This window comes from Stieleria mannarensis (assembly GCF_014154935.1).
Lineage (GTDB): Bacteria > Planctomycetota > Planctomycetia > Pirellulales > Pirellulaceae > Stieleria > Stieleria mannarensis.
Genome location: NZ_JACEHH010000004.1, coordinates 1 through 16,738 on the forward strand (window position 1 = coordinate 1; position 16,738 = coordinate 16,738).

Annotated in this window: 12 protein-coding genes and 1 other RNA gene; 7 read left to right on the top strand and 6 right to left on the bottom strand. The window is 60.1% G+C overall.

Annotated elements, in window-relative coordinates:
* Nucleotides 1–295: 295 nt before the first annotated feature.
* Together H1B37_RS03670 and H1B37_RS03675 are read left to right on the top strand one after the other, a co-directional pair.
* Nucleotides 296–730, top strand: coding sequence for a TIGR03067 domain-containing protein (locus H1B37_RS03670; protein WP_182865272.1), 435 nt, complete (start codon nt 296–298; stop codon nt 728–730).
* Nucleotides 731–887: 157 nt separating this feature from the next.
* A complete protein-coding gene (locus tag H1B37_RS03675; RefSeq protein ID WP_182865273.1) occupies nt 888–1,334 on the top strand; it encodes a PIN domain-containing protein in 447 nt (148 codons plus the stop codon).
* Here the strand turns inward: H1B37_RS03675 and H1B37_RS03680 are convergent.
* Nucleotides 1,308–2,369 (bottom strand): LOG family protein, encoded by a 1,062-nt coding sequence (locus tag H1B37_RS03680; RefSeq protein ID WP_182865274.1) that lies wholly within the window; start codon nt 2,367–2,369, stop codon nt 1,308–1,310. The genes H1B37_RS03675 and H1B37_RS03680 overlap by 27 nt on opposite strands.
* Before the next feature lie 59 nt (nt 2,370–2,428).
* Nucleotides 2,429–3,829: a Na+/H+ antiporter NhaA gene (locus H1B37_RS03685; RefSeq protein ID WP_182865275.1), complete on the bottom strand. Its 1,401-nt coding sequence runs from the start codon at nt 3,827–3,829 to the stop codon at nt 2,429–2,431.
* 229 nt (nt 3,830–4,058) lie between these two features.
* Here H1B37_RS03685 and H1B37_RS03690 point away from each other — a divergent pair, with 229 nt between their 5' ends.
* From H1B37_RS03690 to H1B37_RS03710, 5 genes are all read left to right on the top strand, one after another.
* The gene (locus H1B37_RS03690) at nt 4,059–4,562 is read left to right on the top strand and encodes a PDZ domain-containing protein (RefSeq protein ID WP_182865276.1); all 504 of its coding nucleotides are present in this window, start codon (nt 4,059–4,061) and stop codon (nt 4,560–4,562) included.
* Nucleotides 4,563–4,939: 377 nt separating this feature from the next.
* The gene (locus H1B37_RS03695; protein WP_182865277.1) at nt 4,940–7,297 is read left to right on the top strand and encodes a secretin GspD/PilQ domain-containing protein; all 2,358 of its coding nucleotides are present in this window, start codon (nt 4,940–4,942) and stop codon (nt 7,295–7,297) included.
* A 120-nt stretch (nt 7,298–7,417) separates the two neighbouring features.
* Entirely contained in the window at nt 7,418–8,734 is a 1,317-nt protein-coding gene (locus H1B37_RS03700) for a citrate synthase (protein ID WP_147869887.1), read from the top strand.
* A 3-nt stretch (nt 8,735–8,737) separates the two neighbouring features.
* Entirely contained in the window at nt 8,738–9,304 is a 567-nt protein-coding gene (locus H1B37_RS03705) for a thioredoxin family protein (protein ID WP_182865278.1), read from the top strand.
* A gap of 393 nt (nt 9,305–9,697) precedes the next feature.
* On the top strand, nt 9,698–10,612 hold the full coding sequence (locus H1B37_RS03710) for a hypothetical protein (protein ID WP_182865279.1): 915 nt from the start codon (nt 9,698–9,700) through the stop codon (nt 10,610–10,612).
* Nucleotides 10,613–10,747: 135 nt separating this feature from the next.
* Here H1B37_RS03710 and H1B37_RS03715 read toward each other — a convergent pair whose 3' ends face one another.
* From H1B37_RS03715 to H1B37_RS03730, 4 genes are all read right to left on the bottom strand, one after another.
* A complete protein-coding gene (locus H1B37_RS03715; RefSeq protein WP_182865280.1) occupies nt 10,748–13,396 on the bottom strand; it encodes an ATP-dependent Clp protease ATP-binding subunit in 2,649 nt (882 codons plus the stop codon).
* Between the two features lie 514 nt (nt 13,397–13,910).
* Nucleotides 13,911–14,537 (bottom strand): tetratricopeptide repeat protein, encoded by a 627-nt coding sequence (locus H1B37_RS03720; protein WP_182865281.1) that lies wholly within the window; start codon nt 14,535–14,537, stop codon nt 13,911–13,913.
* 157 nt (nt 14,538–14,694) lie between these two features.
* Nucleotides 14,695–15,119: RNase P RNA component class A (rnpB, locus tag H1B37_RS03725), an RNA gene on the bottom strand.
* Between the two features lie 481 nt (nt 15,120–15,600).
* Complete coding sequence (locus H1B37_RS03730; RefSeq protein WP_220498022.1) at nt 15,601–16,725, bottom strand: leucine-rich repeat domain-containing protein; 1,125 nt, start codon at nt 16,723–16,725, stop codon at nt 15,601–15,603.
* Between the last annotated feature and the right edge of the window lie 13 nt (nt 16,726–16,738).

A 16,738-nucleotide genomic window follows, 5' to 3' on the forward strand; every position in this document is an offset into this window, starting at 1 on the left:
GGTTAGACTTGGACATCGTATGTTCCTTGTGGAAGGAGTGCGTGAAACGGTTCACCGTGAACCGCTCCTTCCATCAAGGTCCCATACCCACCAAATCTCCCGCCGCGCAGCGGCTTACTTGAACAATGCCGTGCACCGAAGGACGGCTTGCGCGGTTTTTGAAGGGAAGATCAATCGTCCGTCCTCGGTGACGGCCGCCGTTCGTATTTACTGACCCCCGTGGTCCCCTTCATTGAGGATGTGCGAAATGTACTGCGTTAGATTAAGGTTCGCCTTTGTTGCCGCAATCGCTTTGTTGTCCGTCGATGCTTCAGCGGACGACACAGCAGATAGACAACGTCTGAAAGGTGAATGGCGGGTAGTTGCGCTCCAGTCCAACGGAGAAGAGGACCTGGGTGCGAGCTTTAAGGGAATGATCTGGGATTTCGCCGACAAAGAATATACGTTGACACCCGGATCAACGACACCCGCCGGGCTTGCTGGGAAACGAGGTGTTAAAGTCGAGTACTCGCTTGACGGAAAACAAAACCCAAGACATTTCACCCAGAAATTGGGCAACCGTACGCTCCTGGGGATCTACCAGTTCGAGGATGACCAACTAAAGGTCTGTCTAGCAAGATTTGGGCATGACCGACCAACCAAATTTGACACGAAGGGCATGAATGACTGGCTTTGCTATAGACTGGAGCGATTCGAACGAAACGCCGAAACGTCAGGCTCCAAAGACTGACTCATCGCTGAATTCGACGAACCATGACATGCACCGAAGGACGCGAGCCGGGCGGTTTGCAATGGTTGAGTCTTTCGCGCGTCCTCGGTGATGTCTAACGCTCGTCGATTGATCGCCGCAGCTCGTGAGAGGGCGATGAATGTCCTACGATGCGACGATGGAAACCGTTTACCTCGAAACAACTGTCGTTGGCACGATTGCGTCACGCAATCATCCGGACCCCATCATGTTGGCTCGCCAACTGTCCACTCGTCGGTGGTGGTCAGATGCTTCTATGCGATTCGACCTCAAAATCTCCGATTTGGTGATCGCTCAATGTAGTGCTGGCGATCCGACGGCGGCATCCGAGCGATTGGCGGTTGTCGCCGGGATCGATGTGGTTACACCGCGAGAGGATGCCGAATCTCTTGCCGAGGCTCTCATGCTGGGCAAGGCCTTCCCCGGCCGGTCCCGATGGTGCCTCGCAGCAATTGACTCCAGCGGACAGCCCCGAAAGCTGGAATCGAATGAGCCCACCGATGGCAGTGCTTACCCGCGGATGTCAAGCATCAATGGATCCGTTCTAATTACACTCCGTTCAGTCGGCGTTGATTTCGTTGATTAGTTTTCGCAGCTTTCCCAGGCTGCGACGGTCGAAGTGGAACACCAGACGCGGCAATCCGGCCAGATCCGGCTCGCCGGCTTCCTCGGCCAGCGCCTTGCACTGTTTGAAACGTCCGTCGACCAGGATGTCGCTGTACTCGCTTTGGATCGTTTCCATCTTCTCATCCGACAGATTCTCTTTGAGCCGGAACACCAGTCGGTCGCGGACGTAACGCATGCTGTGATAGCGACGATAGAACCCGAGGATCTCTTCGATCGCCACGTCGACGTCGTTGGTGATCCGGTACAGCGAAACGTCGTCGGGGCTGATCATGCCGCCGCCGAGCAATTGTTTGTCAATGAACTTGCCCAGATCACTCCAATAGCTTCCTTGTGGGTTGTCCAGCAACACCAGCGGAAGCATCGTTTGCTTTCCGGTTTGCATCAGCGTTAATGTTTCGAGGGCTTCGTCCAGCGTGCCGAACCCACCGGCGCAACAGACCACGGAACTACATTCTTTGACGAACATCAGCTTTCGTGTGAAGAAGTACTTCATCGTCACGAGTTTCGGGTCGCCTTCGATCACGTGGTTGGCACCCTGCTCGAACGGCAGCATGATGTTCAACCCCATCGAGGCCTCTTTGCCGGCACCGACGTGACCGGCTTCCATGATCCCGCCGCCGGCACCGGTGATCACCATCCAGCCGTGCTCGGCCATCCGCCGTCCCAGCTCGGCGGCCGATTGATAGTCGGGATGATCCGGTTTGGTCCGCGCCGAACCGAAGATCGTGACCTTGCGACGACGTCGATAGGGGCGAAACACTTTGAACGCATAACGCAATTCGAGCAGCGTCCGCGAGAGGATCTTCAAATCGCCGCGGGACGTCCGGTCTTTTTCCAGCCGTGCGATCGTCGCACGCATCTCGTCAAATAGATCCGAGCTTTCGACCGCCGGCACCGTGGTGATCGGCTCGTCGGCCGGTTGTGGGCGTTCGAGTTCACATTCGCCGATCGCCTCGGGCGGCAAGTTTTCGGGATCTCGTTGATTGGCTGGCATGGGCTGTGATCCGCTGATCAGGTAGGGGGCAAAATTCCGGTGGGGTTTCGAGTCGAAGCCTACGCGGCGGTGTCACTTTGCGCCGGCGCGATTTCCGCTTCCTCTTCGTCATCGCCGGGACGCACCGAGAGCAGTTTGGCGATCAGGACGGCAAGCGGCGCGGCACCAAAGCTGAGCAACGCGCCCATCTTGACCGAGTCCTGGGTGGCGCCGGGAATTTTAAACGCGGCGACCGAGACGAACAGCGCGACGGTGAATCCGATTCCCGCGACCATTCCCAAGGTAACGACGTGGCGATAATCCATCCCGGCCGGTTTCTGCAACCGGAATCCTTTCTCGGCCAGCAAGGTCATCGCCGTGATCCCTACCGGTTTGCCGAGCAGCAGGCCGGCCAACACCAGCCAAGTCCCCGTCCCGACGCTGCTGAGCACGACGCCGGCGTTGGCAAGTCCGAACAAACCTAAAATGCACTCGACCGGGGTTTTCCAAAAGTGTTCGAACTCGTTCAACGTGTCGTCGCGATGCAATTCGTCGCGTGCGAAGATCCCCAGGTCCGACACCGCGCTGGGAAGCATCGGGATGATCGGCACCAGTCCCAAGGCCGGGTGGATGTGGGCCATGTAGAACGAAAACCAGGACAGGACGCCCGGGCCGAGCAAGTAGAACCAGTGGGAATGGATCTTTAACTTGCGCAGCAACCACGCAAACGCCATCGCCCCGGCGGTCAGCAGCAACCAAATCGGTTCGATCGGCGCCGAGGGGTAGAAGATCGCCAGGATCAGCAACCCGGCCGCGTCGTCGGCGATCGCCAAGAGCAGCAAGAACGCGATCGCCGGGTGGCCGGGGCCGAAAATCAGCCGGGCGACCAGATAGCTGAACGCGATGTCGGTCGCACACGGGACCGCCCAACCCTGTCCCAGTTCCGCCTGGGTTCCCGTTGCATAGGCACCGAGCAAATAGAACAGGGCCGGACCGACGATTCCGCCGAAGGTTGCCAGCAAGGGCGTCGCGGCCTTGCGCGGGTTCGAAAGCGCCCCGCCGGGCAGCAGCGATTCCCAAACCTCTTTGGCGGCGATGGCAAAGAACAATGCCATCAAAACATCGTTGATGATAAAGCTGAGCGAGTACCAATGGTGGCCTCCGTCGCCGTGGCCGTCCTCGCCATGTTCACCCTCACTGTGTTCGGGGTCACTGTGTTCGGCGTCACTGTGTTCGGCGTCGTTCTCAGCAGCGATGGCGACTGAGCCGTCGTCGACCGGAATCGGGGCACTTTCGTGATGTTCCCCGCCTCCCCACAGGTTTCGGACATCGTAGTGGATGAAATCGTGGTAGCTGGTACTGCCGCTGCGGTCGGCCAGATTAGCCCAAACGAGGGCCGCGACGGCCCCGATCACCAGCAGCAGGGAGTTGTCGATCAGGAATCGGGCGACGCCGCCCTTTGGAGTTTCGTGCCCGGACATGGACCGTGCGAGTCTCTGGTTTTGAGAGTGGGGGTGGTTTGCGACGGTTTTTCAGCCCGACGGCCTCCGACGCCAATCTGCGGAATGGTACCGGTTGAGTTTCTTTTTGGTGACCCCAGATGACCGGTAACATTTCGCCGCTCGCCCCGCTTCGTCTCCGGGAACGCGATTTTCGCGTCCAAAGTTTTGCAACAACGATTCGACCGAAATTCCCGCCGGAGCGACTGCCGTGAACGAAGATCAGCTTGAAAATCCTGTCCTGGGCTACGTTGTGATCGCCGTCGCCTTGGTGGTGGGCATGCTTTCGGCCACCGTTTTCGGCCAGGGGGCTGAGAGTCGGGAGCCTGAAAAACAACTCTCGATTCGCCCCGAGGCTTGCCGGCTGGAGCTGGCCGGCAATTCCCAGCGGGAATCCGCGTCGCAGAAACCCTTCTCTCCCGCGCGACGTTGGATTCTGGGGGTGCGTTGCAAGCCGACGACGGCCGGTTGCGTGGTCACCTCCGTCGTCCCTGGCAGTGCCGCCGAGCGGGCGGGACTGATCGCGGGAGACCGCATTTTGACCGTCGATGGCACCCAAGTCGGCTGGCACGGTGATCGTCTGACCCCGCTTCATCAAGCCGTCGACGCAGCTCCCTCGCGGCGAGTCCGGCTGTTGGTCCAGCGGGCCGAGTCGGGGCTGATCCGGCCGCTGCCTGCGACGTTGCATACGATGCTGGAGGCTCTGGGGCACTGACCCCATTCGGACTCGCACCGCTTCCCCGAACGTCATGCTGCGGCGAGTTTGTCGATTGGGGCAGCTTGTCGGGTACTGCCGTTCGTTTTGGTCCTGCGGGACGCATGCCTGGGCCACCCGCACTTTCGCGTCTTGCGGAGTGTGCCGATTAACCCCAACAGGCGGTTCGACCGATCCGAACGGTATAAGAGGCCGCTTCGGACCAACGTCGGCGGTCGCGCCAAGCCTGACGGTCCCGGTCAACGAGCCAGCCGATGCTGAAACTGAACCTACAACGCGCACGATTCGCCGATTCGTCCTCGTCGCCAGAGAGCGACGACGGCGGGCGGTCCGGACCGCCGGGAACCAGCGCTGGCAGATCCGTCAGTCGACCTGCGATGACAGCTCGATGGATCGCTGGGTTGCTGGTGGTTTGCCTGTGCGGCCATGCGTCGGCCGATCCGCCCCGCCGAACGGTCACAGGCTCGCTGAGCGCACAGCTCACCCGCTCGCAAATCGACACGGCGATCGCGCTGGGGAACCTGGACGCCTTGGGGCGAATCGACAAAGCAGCTCGTCTGGATTCGCTTTACACCGCCATGATCGAAACCGAGCGGGCCCGCATCGCCCTGCGTCGTTCGAATGCCCTGCAACCACCGGCAGCCCTGCAACCGAGGGGGGGGGCGGCCGTGACGATCAATCCGCCTGCGGCCGAAAACACCGCCACCGGTCACGAAATCCAGATCGCGGGTTACCAGGACGAAGGAGAAGATGCCCCGGAGGGTGCCGGACAAGTCGTCACGCTTTTGCGTCCCACGCGACACCGGCTGGCCCCGCCCAGTGAGCTGGCCCCGCCCAGTGAGCTGGCCCCGCCCAGTGAGATGGCCCCGCCCATTGAGATGGCCCCGCCCAGTGAGATGGCCAATGACGTCGCAGCGGCCCCCGCGATCAGCCCGGTGATGGCGACGCCGATCGTGCCGGTGGTGGTCGGCCAGCCGCTGATCCCCGGCCCGGCCGACGTCGGAGCCGACGCGAAGCTCTCGGACATGTTGCGGCAGGCGCCGCCGGCGGCTCCCCGTTCGCAGCCCGGTTCACGGGCCGCTTTGAAAGCGCCTCAGATGACGCCCTCTGTAACGGCGACGGCGGCGACCAGCGCGGTATCAACCGAACCCTCGCTGTCGGGCTCGGCTGCAGCGGAACCGGCAAAAGACCAGCACCAGCGGGCCGTCGACAAACCACAAAACACGGCGGTGTCATCAGCGGCTTCCGCCGTGCCCGACGCAGGGACAGACGCGCCCGAGCGTTCGGCAACGGCGCCCGAAGCATCGGACGCCATGGGGTGGCCGTTTGCGCTCGGTGGCGGCGAAACGTTGCCCACACCGCCGAGTGTCAGCGATGTAACCTTGAGCGTTGATGATGTGGATGTCCGCACGGTGTTGGAAATGCTGGCCAAGGGCTATGGGATGAACATTTTGGTGGCCCCGGATGTCGAGGGCACGGTCACGGCGAATGTCGCCGGACTGACGCCCGAGCAAACGCTGACCAGCGTCGCGCGAATGACCGGATTGGCGATCGAGCGTGAAGACAACGTGATCTTGATTTATCCCAAAGACAATCTTCCTCGCGAGTCTCGGCAGCTGCGAGTCTTTCCGTTGGACTTTGCCCGGTCGGAAGACGTGGAGCCGACGATCACGGGGCTGCTGTCGCCGATCGGCAGCGCGTACAGTTCGAAAGCCGACGAGCTGGACCATCGCAAGGGCCGCGAATCGATCGTCGTCGTCGACACCCCCAGCGTGCTCGCGCAAGTCGAGCAGTACCTCATGCAGGCCGACCAGGCCCCGCTGCAGGTGATGATCGAAGCGCGTGTGCTGGAAATCGAACTCAAGGACGACATGGAACACGGCGTCAATTTCGAAGCGATCTTCGGCGGCGACTTTCGCGTCGGCGGATTTCGGCTGACCGACAACATCGCCACATCGACCAATCCGTTTTACTTTGCCGAGATCAGCGGCACGGACTTGAAGGCCTTGTTGACGCTGTTGGAAACGACGACCGATGCCAAGACGCTTGCCACGCCACGGGTGATGGTGGTCAACGGGCAAAACGCGAAGATCCAAGTCGGCCAACAACTGGGTTTTGCCGTCGCCACGGTCACACAGACCTCGACGATCCAAGACGTGCGTTATTTGGACACCGGTGTCGTGCTGAACGTCACGCCGACGATCAGCCGCGACCATCGCGTTTTGCTTCAGGTCAAACCGAAGGTCAGCAGCGGGGAGATCAACCCGGACACGCTGTTGCCCGAAGAGACGACGCGTGAAGTCGAGACGTCGGTGATGCTGGACAACCACCAAGGGATGATCGTCGGTGGCTTGATTCAAGAGGAAGACCGGGTGGTGATCAAGAAACTGCCCTGGTTGGGCGATTTCAGGCACGTCGGAAAACTGTTCCAGCGTCGTGAAACCTCGCGGGCTCGGACCGAGATCATCGTCGCACTGATCCCCCACATCGTGGACCCCAATGTCGACGGGCAGTGCAGCATCGAGGATCCGATGCGAAATCAGATTGAGTGGCAACGGACGGAAAGTCGGCTGCTCGAAGGGCCGCTCAATCGCGAGTGCCGGCCGTGGGAAGCCCGGCTGCCCGACGTGACCGCCGAGGGCCCGATTCACCGCGATATCGATCGCCAGCGGAATCGCCACCCCTACTGCAAAGGCTGTGAGCCGATCAAAACAAGTCTTCAGCCGATCCATTGACAGTCTAATTGTCGATCCGGTCACGCCGGGGTAAACTCCTGCGGTGGACACACCCGGCCAATCGCATTGGCTAGCCCCCCCTATTGCCCTCGCCCCAATCGAGATTTCCCGGATCACGAGATGAGTTCAAGCGTTAATTTGGAAACCCAAGACGCCGGTAAGGTTCGCCTGATTTATGGTGACCAGGAAATTGAGCTCCCGGTCGTCGAAGGCAGCGAAGGGGAACGGGGAATCGACATCTCCGCACTTCGCGGTTCGACCGGGCTGGTGACGCTCGATGAAGGCTTTGTCAACACCGGCAGCACCCGCAGCGCGGTGACGTTTTTGGACGGTGAAAAGGGCGTCCTACGTTATCGCGGTTATCCGATCGAAGACCTGGCCGCCCACTGCGATTTTGTCGAAGTCGCTTACCTGCTGATCCACGGCGAATTGCCCAGCCCCGAAGAAGCGGCCAATTTCCGCAGCGGGATCCGCCACCACACCATGATCCACGAGGACATGCGGTCGTTCTACAACGGATTCCCGCGTGACGCCCACCCGATGGCGATCCTCAGCAGTGTCGTCGGGGCGCTGTCGACCTTCTATCAAGATTCCATGCAAGTCGACGATCCCGACCAGGTCGAGATCTCGATCTATCGACTGCTGGCGAAACTGCCGACGATCGCCGCCTATGCGTACAAGAAGTCGATCGGCCAGCCGTTCATGTATCCGAACAACGATTTGGATTACTGCGAAAACTTCTTGCACATGATGTTCGCAACGCCGGCTCACGACCACTTGGTCGACCCCGACTTTGCCGAAGCACTGAACCTGCTGTTGATCGTCCACGCCGATCACGAACAAAACTGCAGCACGTCGACGGTGCGAATGGTCGGCAGCAGCAACTCGAACCTGTTCGCGTCCATCTCTGCCGGAATCGGCGCCCTGTGGGGGCCGCTGCACGGCGGGGCAAACGAAGCCTGCGTCAACATGCTGGAGCAGATCGCGGCCGACGGCGGAAACGTCAAGAAGTACGTCGACATGGCCAAGGACAAAAACAGCAGCTTCCGCCTGATGGGATTCGGACACCGGGTCTACAAGAACTTTGACCCACGCGCCCAAATCATTCGCGCCTGCTGTGACAAACTGCTGGCCAAGCTGAATATCGACGACCCCCTGTTCCACGTCGCCCAGGAATTGCAGGACGTCGCTTTGGAAGACGAATACTTCGTCGAACGCAAGCTGTATCCGAACGTCGACTTCTATTCCGGCGTGATCTACCGGGCGATGGGCATTCCCGTCCAGATGTTTACCGTCCTGTTCTCGCTCGGTCGCCTGCCTGGCTGGATCGCCCACTGGAAAGAATTGCACGCCACGCCGGGCAAGCGGATTTATCGCCCCCGACAGATCTACACCGGGCAAAACCAACGGACCGTCGTGCCGATCGAGAACCGCTGATCGATGTCTTTGGATTACGCCGCCCTGTTCGAACAAGGGCTCGACTACAACGCGTTTTTGACCAAGTACGGCAACCCGGCCCAGCAGGACCGCTGGGCTGCGGTGCATCGTGAAGTCCGGCTCGATCCGGCTCAGCGTGAACTGCTGGCGGGATTCACCCGTGAAATGAAGGTCCTGGTCTCCGCCGGGGCCTGGTGCGGTGACTGCATCAACCAATGCCCCGTGTTCGATCATTTCGCCGGCGCCAACGAGAACATTCGCGTGCGGTTCTTTGATCGCGACGACCACAGCGAATTCGCCGCCGCCATCTCGACCTGTGGCGCTCATCGCGTCCCCTCGGTGCTGTTTCTCAGCGAAGACAACTTTGTTTGCGGACGTTACGGCGATCGGACGCTGGCGACGTACCGACACATGGCCGCCACCCAGCTGGGCCCCAGTTGCCCGACCGGCATCGGTGCGGTCAACGTCGACCTGCTGACCGCCGTGACCGCCGAATGGCTGGCAGAGTTTGAACGCATCCAGTTGATGCTGCGATTGTCAGGGCGGCTGCGAGAAAAGCACGGCGATTGAACGGTCAGGCAGCCCTATCTTCGGCAGAAAAGGTGCCCAGGCCAGAGGGTCTTGGGGGCGAAGAGTTTACCGGTCAAAAAATTTACTGGTCAAAAAAAATGGTGCACCGGACGTTCCGGCGACCACACCACGTCCACGCGCTTTCATTTTTTGACCAACCCATTTTTTGACCAACCTCGTTCGCGCCCCGCAATCTCTCTAACGCCCTCTGCGTTCCCGTCGCCACCACCCGGCTGTCAAACCTTTCCGGTTATTCGCCTGGAACCGTCTGTGGGCGTCTACTTGCCGCCGAAACCGGTCTCCGGCGGGTCTGAACGACTGAATATTGCCGGCTTAGAACTCCGATTTTCTTTTTCAGCCCCCTGTTTATCCACGTTTTACTGGAGCCTTCCAGTGCCGAAATTTCCGCGGCCGCCCCGTGTCTCGATTGTGATTCCACTGCAACGTGACGAGAAACTGTTCGAGGAAACGTTGCTCAGTGTCTTGGAAAACCAGACGGATGACTGTCAGATCGTTGCCGTACACAACGGGACCTATACCGATCCGTTTGAACTGAGTGATGAAGTCCACTTCGTCACCGCACGGTCGTCGAATCTGACCGACCTGGTGCGTGATGCGTTTGACGCCACCAGCGCCCCGATCATTCACGTGCTGGGCACGGGGATGAAAGCCCGCGCGGAATGGACCGATCGTGCGCTCGATCACTTCGACGCCCCGCACGTCGGTGCTGTCACGCCCGCGTTGGTCGATGACACCGGCCGGAGCGTCGATGGCGCTCACTGGTCCGATTCCGACGGACGGTTCTGCCAAAGCTTGCCTGCCGATGCGCCGCCAGAAGGCTTCGCGGGCTTTTTCATCAACGCGTTCTTCATTCGTCGCCACCTGCTCGGCAATCTGCTCGACGCGGTCGCGCCGGCGATGAGCGATCCGATCGCGGTCAGCTACGCGATGGGATGCCTGTTGAGACGGGCCGGATGGGAGACGGCATCGGCGGTGGATTGCTGCATCGAAGCAGACGGCGCATTGATGCCGACCGACGAATCCGATCTGGCTCGCGGTCAGGTCTTGGGCGCGATCCGCCATCGCGTCCTGCCCAACGAACCCGCCCCGGGAATGGTCGCGATGCTGCGACAGGCGTTGCTAGGCGGGGGCTCACTGGGCGAAATGATCGGGATGCTGCGGTACCGCAACAGCTTGTCAGCGGTACGTCGTGCGATCGATCTGGATTGCGTCGCATCGGTCGACCAGATCGCCGGCGTGATCAATCTGCCGACGGCCGCGCCACACCTGGGGCGCGAGGCGGCGTAGGGGAGCTCGCCAAGTGTTTCGCTAATCGGGACGTGGCCGAAAGCCTTGGCGGCTTCCGCGACGCGCAACGAAAAACCCCGCCGGTCGATGACCGGCGGGGTTTTGTAAGTTCAATTCAGGCGATTGCCTGTCGGATCAGTTGTCCGAATCGTCCTTGTTTTCTTCGCCCTGGCCGACCGCGGCGCTGACCGGTTGTTCCTTCTCTTCGGCGTGCCCTCGGGTTTCGCCGTGGAATTCCAGTCGGACGACTTTCACCTTCTTGCCGTCGGGGTCGATCATCTTGCCTTCGTCGGTGATCGTCATGTCGCTCGGATCGACCGAGTTGCCCTCGGAGTTTTCCAGGATCCCTTTGACGACGATCGTGTCCTTGCCTTCGAATGCACCGCGCAGCAATTCTTCGCTGAGCGGATCTTCGATACGTTGCTCGATCGCACGACGCAGCGGACGTGCCCCGTAATCCAGGTCGGTCCCGCGGCGGATCAGGAACTCTTTCGCTTCGTCTTGCAATTCCAGGGCCAGGCCACGGTCGAGCAACCGCTCGCGGACCTTGGACAGTTCGAAATCGATGACCAATTTCAAATCGTCGCGGGTCAGGTGACGGAAGATGATCGTGTCATCCAGCCGGTTCAGGAACTCGGGGCGGAAGACGCGTTCGATCTGCTCCATCACACGAGTCTTCATCGATTCGTAGCTGGCGTCGGTGTCGGATTTTTGGAACCCGAACGCGGACTCGTTCTTGATCGCTTCGGCACCGGCGTTGGTGGTCATGATCAGGATCGTGTTGCGGAAGTCCACGTTGCGGCCGAACGAATCGGTCAAGCGCCCTTCTTCCATCACCTGCAGCATCATGTTGAACACGTCGGGGTGAGCCTTTTCGATTTCGTCGAACAGCACCACGGCGTACGGTCGGCGGCGAATCTTCTCCGTCAACTGACCGCCTTCCTCGTAACCGACGAATCCGGGAGGCGCCCCGATCAGTCGGCTGACGTTGTGTTTCTCCATGTACTCGCTCATGTCGATGTGCACGAGCGCGTCGCTGTCGCCGAACATGTATTCGGCAAGCGCCTTGGCCAACAGCGTTTTACCGACACCGGTCGGACCGGCGAAGATGAACGACCCGGTGGGCCGTTTGGGATCCTTCAAACCGCTGCGGCTGCGTCGGACGGCTTTGGCGACGGCCGAAACCGCCAAGTCCTGGCTGACGACGCGTTTGTGCAGTTCTTCTTCCATCCGCATCAACCGCAGGCTGTCTTCGGTTGACAGACGCGTCAGCGGAATCCCGGTCATCTTGCTGACGACCTCCGCGATCACTTCTTCGTCGACGACGCCGTCGGTCTGCTGGCTCTTTTCGCGCCAGTCTTGGGTGATCTGGTCTTTCTTCTTGCGAAGCTTCTCGGCCTGGTCACGCAGGTTGGCGGCTTTTTCGAAGTCTTGGTTGGCGACCGCGTCTTCTTTTTCCTTGTTCAGCTGCTCGACTTCTTCGTCGATTTCTTTCAGATCCGGCGGACGGGTCATCGTTCGCAATCGTACGCGTGCACCGGCTTCGTCGATCACATCGATCGCCTTGTCGGGCAGACAGCGTGCGGTGATGTAGCGTTCGCTCATTTCGACGGCCGAAACCACTGCGTCGTCGGTGATCTGAACGCGGTGGTGTTCTTCGTAGCGTTCACGAAGCCCCTTGAGGATCTCGATCGTTTCTTCTTTGCCGGTCGGTTCGACGATGATCTCTTGGAAACGTCGTGCCAGTGCGTTGTCCTTTTCGATGTACTTGCGGTACTCGTCCAGCGTTGTTGCACCGATGCACTGGATCTCACCACGGGCCAAGGCCGGTTTGAGCACGTTGGCGGCATCGATCGCGCCTTCGGCACCACCGGCGCCGACCAGGGTGTGGAGTTCGTCGATGAACAGGATCGTGTTCTTCACACGGCGGACTTCGGTCATGACCGCTTTGATCCGTTCTTCGAATTGACCGCGGTACTTTGTTCCGGCGACCATCATCGCAAGGTCCAGGACGACGATTCGTTTTTCGGCCAAGATCTCGGGGACTTCGCCTTCGATCACTTTCTGGGCGAACCCTTCGACGATCGCCGTCTTGCCGACACCGGCTTCACCCAGCAGGACCGGGTTGTTCTTGGTGCGGCGGCAGAGGATTTGGATGGCACGTTCGATTTCGCGTTCGCGCCCGATGACCGGATCCAGTTCGCCTTTGCGAGCGAGTTCGGTCAGGTCGCGACCGAAGCTGTCCAGGGCCGGCGTCTTGCTCTTGCCGCTCTTGCCGGACGACCCGCTGGAACTGCCCTCTTCCGATCCACGTCCGCCACGCTCGCCGACTTCGGCGCCTTCGAGCCCATGGCCGAGCAGATTGAGCACTTCTTCGCGGACGTCTTCCAGTTTCAGCCCCAGGTTCATCAACACCTGAGCAGCGACGCCTTCTTGTTCCCGCAGCAGGCCCAGCAGAATGTGTTCGGTGCCGACGTAGCTGTGATTCAGATTTCGAGCTTCCTCCATCGAGTACTCGATCACCTTCTTGGCCCGCGGCGTTTGCGGCAGCTTGCCGACGGTCACCATCTCGGGACCGCTTTGGACCAGTTTCTCGACCTCCAACCGAATCTTGCGAAGATCGACGTCCAGGTTCTTCAAAACGTTCGCAGCCACACCACTGCCTTCTTTCACCAGCCCGAGCAAAATGTGCTCGGTGCCGATGTATTCGTGGTTAAAGCGCTGTGCTTCCTGGTTGGCCAGTTGCATCACTTTGCGAGCGCGGTCGGTAAATCGTTCGTACATAAGTTTGTCTCGTTACCCGGCGGGTTTTGCCAAGCGGGCACCCGCGGGGGGCACACACTCGGGTTGGTCCATTCAAATCAGACGCGGCCTCGGCCAAGGAAGCGAGTTCCCCGGCATCCAACCACGTCCGCCTTGCATTGTTCAAAACTCAGGTTGACAGTCGAACTGTCAACTTGGCGATTCGTTCGTCTCGATTCCTCGTCAGTCCCTTATCAGCAAACCGTACGCCATTGGAAGCGAAATCGAGTCACAACGACCGCTTGAGGACACAGCGGCGGTAGGGATCACCGGCAATCAACCGGCTGAATTCGATTCTATCGGTTTTGTAAATTTTGGGGGATAGGAGTCCCGGCGAAACAAGCCGACAGAAGCCTGATTTGAAGCAAAAATGCGGCTCAAATTTTTGCGATTCTCTTGTCCTAAAACGTCGTCACGTAGTCAGTTTCACGACGTGGCGAACAAAACGTTCGATTCCGCTGGGCAATCGGCTCGATGGTTCGCCCACACGCCCCGCTTAGGCCGCTGTCAAATCGGCAGCATTTCCATCTCCCCGCAACTCCGAGGCCGAATCGGTTTCTTGGCGATCCTCGCCCGCTTCGGTGTCGTCTTCGTCGCCGGATTCGCTTTGACGAGCGATCCGAGCCGCTTCGGCGTCGATTTCGATCTGCCAGCGGTCGGCGATCTCCAACCGCCGCATTTCGTCGAGCAACACCCGGGCGCTGCTGACCCGCCCTGTATGACGATAGACACTCGACAACATCAGCAATGCCGGGGGGTCTCGCGGTTCGATCGCCAGGATCCCCAACAATAACGGTTCGGTCGCCTCCCAGTCGCCGCGCAGGTAAGCCGCCTGGGCGTCGACAAATCGATCGGGTGTTTCGGTGACCGCTCGTGGATCGAGTAATGCTGGCAATTCACGAACACTTTTGACCGTCCAGCAGACCCAGACACAGACGCCGACCCACCAGGTACTTCGCACCAGCAACGGGTCCAGCCAGGTCGGATACAGGTATTTGAGAACCAACAGGGAATTCATGCCGATACCGAACCCGATCGCCAACGGCAACGCTGACAACCGACCACGCCACCAAAGCTCGCTGAGCCCCGGCCAGAGACAGGTCAGATAGTTGCGGAATTCCATTTCATTCTCAGAGAGTTCTCTGAACCGATCTAAGCGATCTGCCGCGGTCGACGCAAGTCGAGATTTTTCCGTTCAAACGTAGCTACCTTCGCCAGAAGGTGGACCTCTGTGATGTTCCACGCTCGCATCGAGCGTAGCTACGTCAAAGAAAACGCGAATGACCAGAGGGCTTGTAAGCCGGGTTCTGTACCGATCGGATCCGGCGGGCGGAACGGATTCCGGCCGCGGCGCCGATGGCAGCGATCATTTATCTGTGCACGACGATTGCTCGTCGCCTCCATTGCGACCTACCCGAGTGTCGATGGCGAAGCGGACCGCTTCTGCACCCTGTTTGGTCTAGCTCCGGATGGGGTTTACCGAGCCGATCGAGTCACCCCGATCGCTGGTGCGCTCTTACCGCACCGTTTCACCCTTACCACGCGTCCGTCGGGGCCGAGCCCCGGTGAACCGTTCGGCGGTCTGCTCTCTGTTGCACTTTCCCTGGCCTCGCGGCCGGTCGACGTTATCGACCATCCTGTCCTGCGGAGCCCGGACTTTCCTCCCGTCGGCAAACCACCGACGAGCGATCGCCCCGCCCTCTGGTCATTCGAATTGCCCAACATGATCGATCACGACTGACTTGCCAACCGATCCGCTGAATCGCGTGGCACGCCAAGCAGGGCTCAGCAAGCGTTGGTGTTCAGGCTTTAGCCGCCCTCGGTCGCTGCGAAGCAGCGATAGGGAATCGCCGAAAGGCTAACTGGACAGCGCCACTTTACGGCGACTTGCTCAAAAGATGCCGGAATCACCGTGGTAGATGGGATGAGTTTCACGCCAGTCGTACTCGTGCTCGTACTCAACAAAGTGGTACTCGTACTCCTACTCGATAGCTCGTGGGAAACTTGCGGATCGAGTAGGAGGCGGATCGAGTAGGAGTACGAGTACCGGCGAAACGTCTGAGTACGAGTACGATCAACTCTAACCCGCAAATCCTGGTGTTTCTGATTCAAACTGGCGCTGTCCAGCTAAACACCAGCGCTTCTGCCCGTGCCCGTTCGTTCCCGCCCCCTTTTCCGCTCGACGGTCACTTCCCAGGGACATACGCCAGCTGGATCTCGCACTCGGGCAGTTTGGGCTGCAATTGATCGACACCGGCTTGGGTCACCTCGGTTCGCGTCACGATCAATTTTTCCAGTTTTGCCAGTTCCGCCAGCGCCGGCAGTCCCGCGTCGGTGACCTTGGTGCTGCCCAGATGCAGGAACGTCAGCCCGGTCAATTGGCCCAGTTCCTGCAACGACGCATCGCCGACGTTGGTCTTGTCGACATTCAGCCACTTCAGCTGCTCCGCCCCGGAGAGCTGCCCCCAGGCTCCATCGCCGACCGAGGTGCTGTACAGGTTCAGCTTGGCAAGCTGCTTGAAACCGCCGAGGGTTGCCAACGCGTCGTTGTCGATTCCCTGGCACTCGCTGAGATCCAATTCGGTCACGTCGGAAAGCTCGGAAAGCTTGGCCAGCCCGTCGTTGCCGAATGCCGTCGACGCGATTCGCAGTTTTCGAAGCGCCGAGAATCCGGCGAGCGTGCTGGCTGCTTGATCGGTGACCCGGGTCCCGGCCAAGTAGAGTTCGACCAGTTCCGACAATCCGCCCAGCGCCGCGATCCCATCGTCGCTGATCGGCAGAAAGTCCGACGCGATCACTTTCAGCGTCTTGATCCCGCCGAGCGTCGTCATGGCCGCGTCGGTCACCGTGGTCGCGCCGTCTTTGCCGGAAAACTTGATCGCCTTGAGCCTTTTCAATCCGCCCAGATGCGCGATCCCGTCATCTCCGATCCCGCAGCCACGCAGGTCCAGGTTTTCCAGCGTCTGGATCTTGCCGACCTCGGCTAGATCCTGGTCGCTGATATCGGACCCGGCCAGCAACAGACTCCGCAACTTGGGCAGGACCGGTAGCTTGCCGATCACATCGCCGACCTCCGCATCGCGCAAGTCGACTTCGATCACCGCACCGTTTCCGTCGCGACGCGTTTTCGCCACCGCTTCGATGGCCTCCGCGACTTGATCTGCTTGAACTTGACCCGCTCGGTCGGCTTCGACCGTCGGTGCGGGATCGACCGACCGGTCCGGCGACGATTCGGCCGCCGGCTTGGAGGGGCAACCGAGATTCAAGCACAGCAATCCCGCGACGATTGTGGACACGTAGAGAGGTTTCACCGAAAGGATTCCC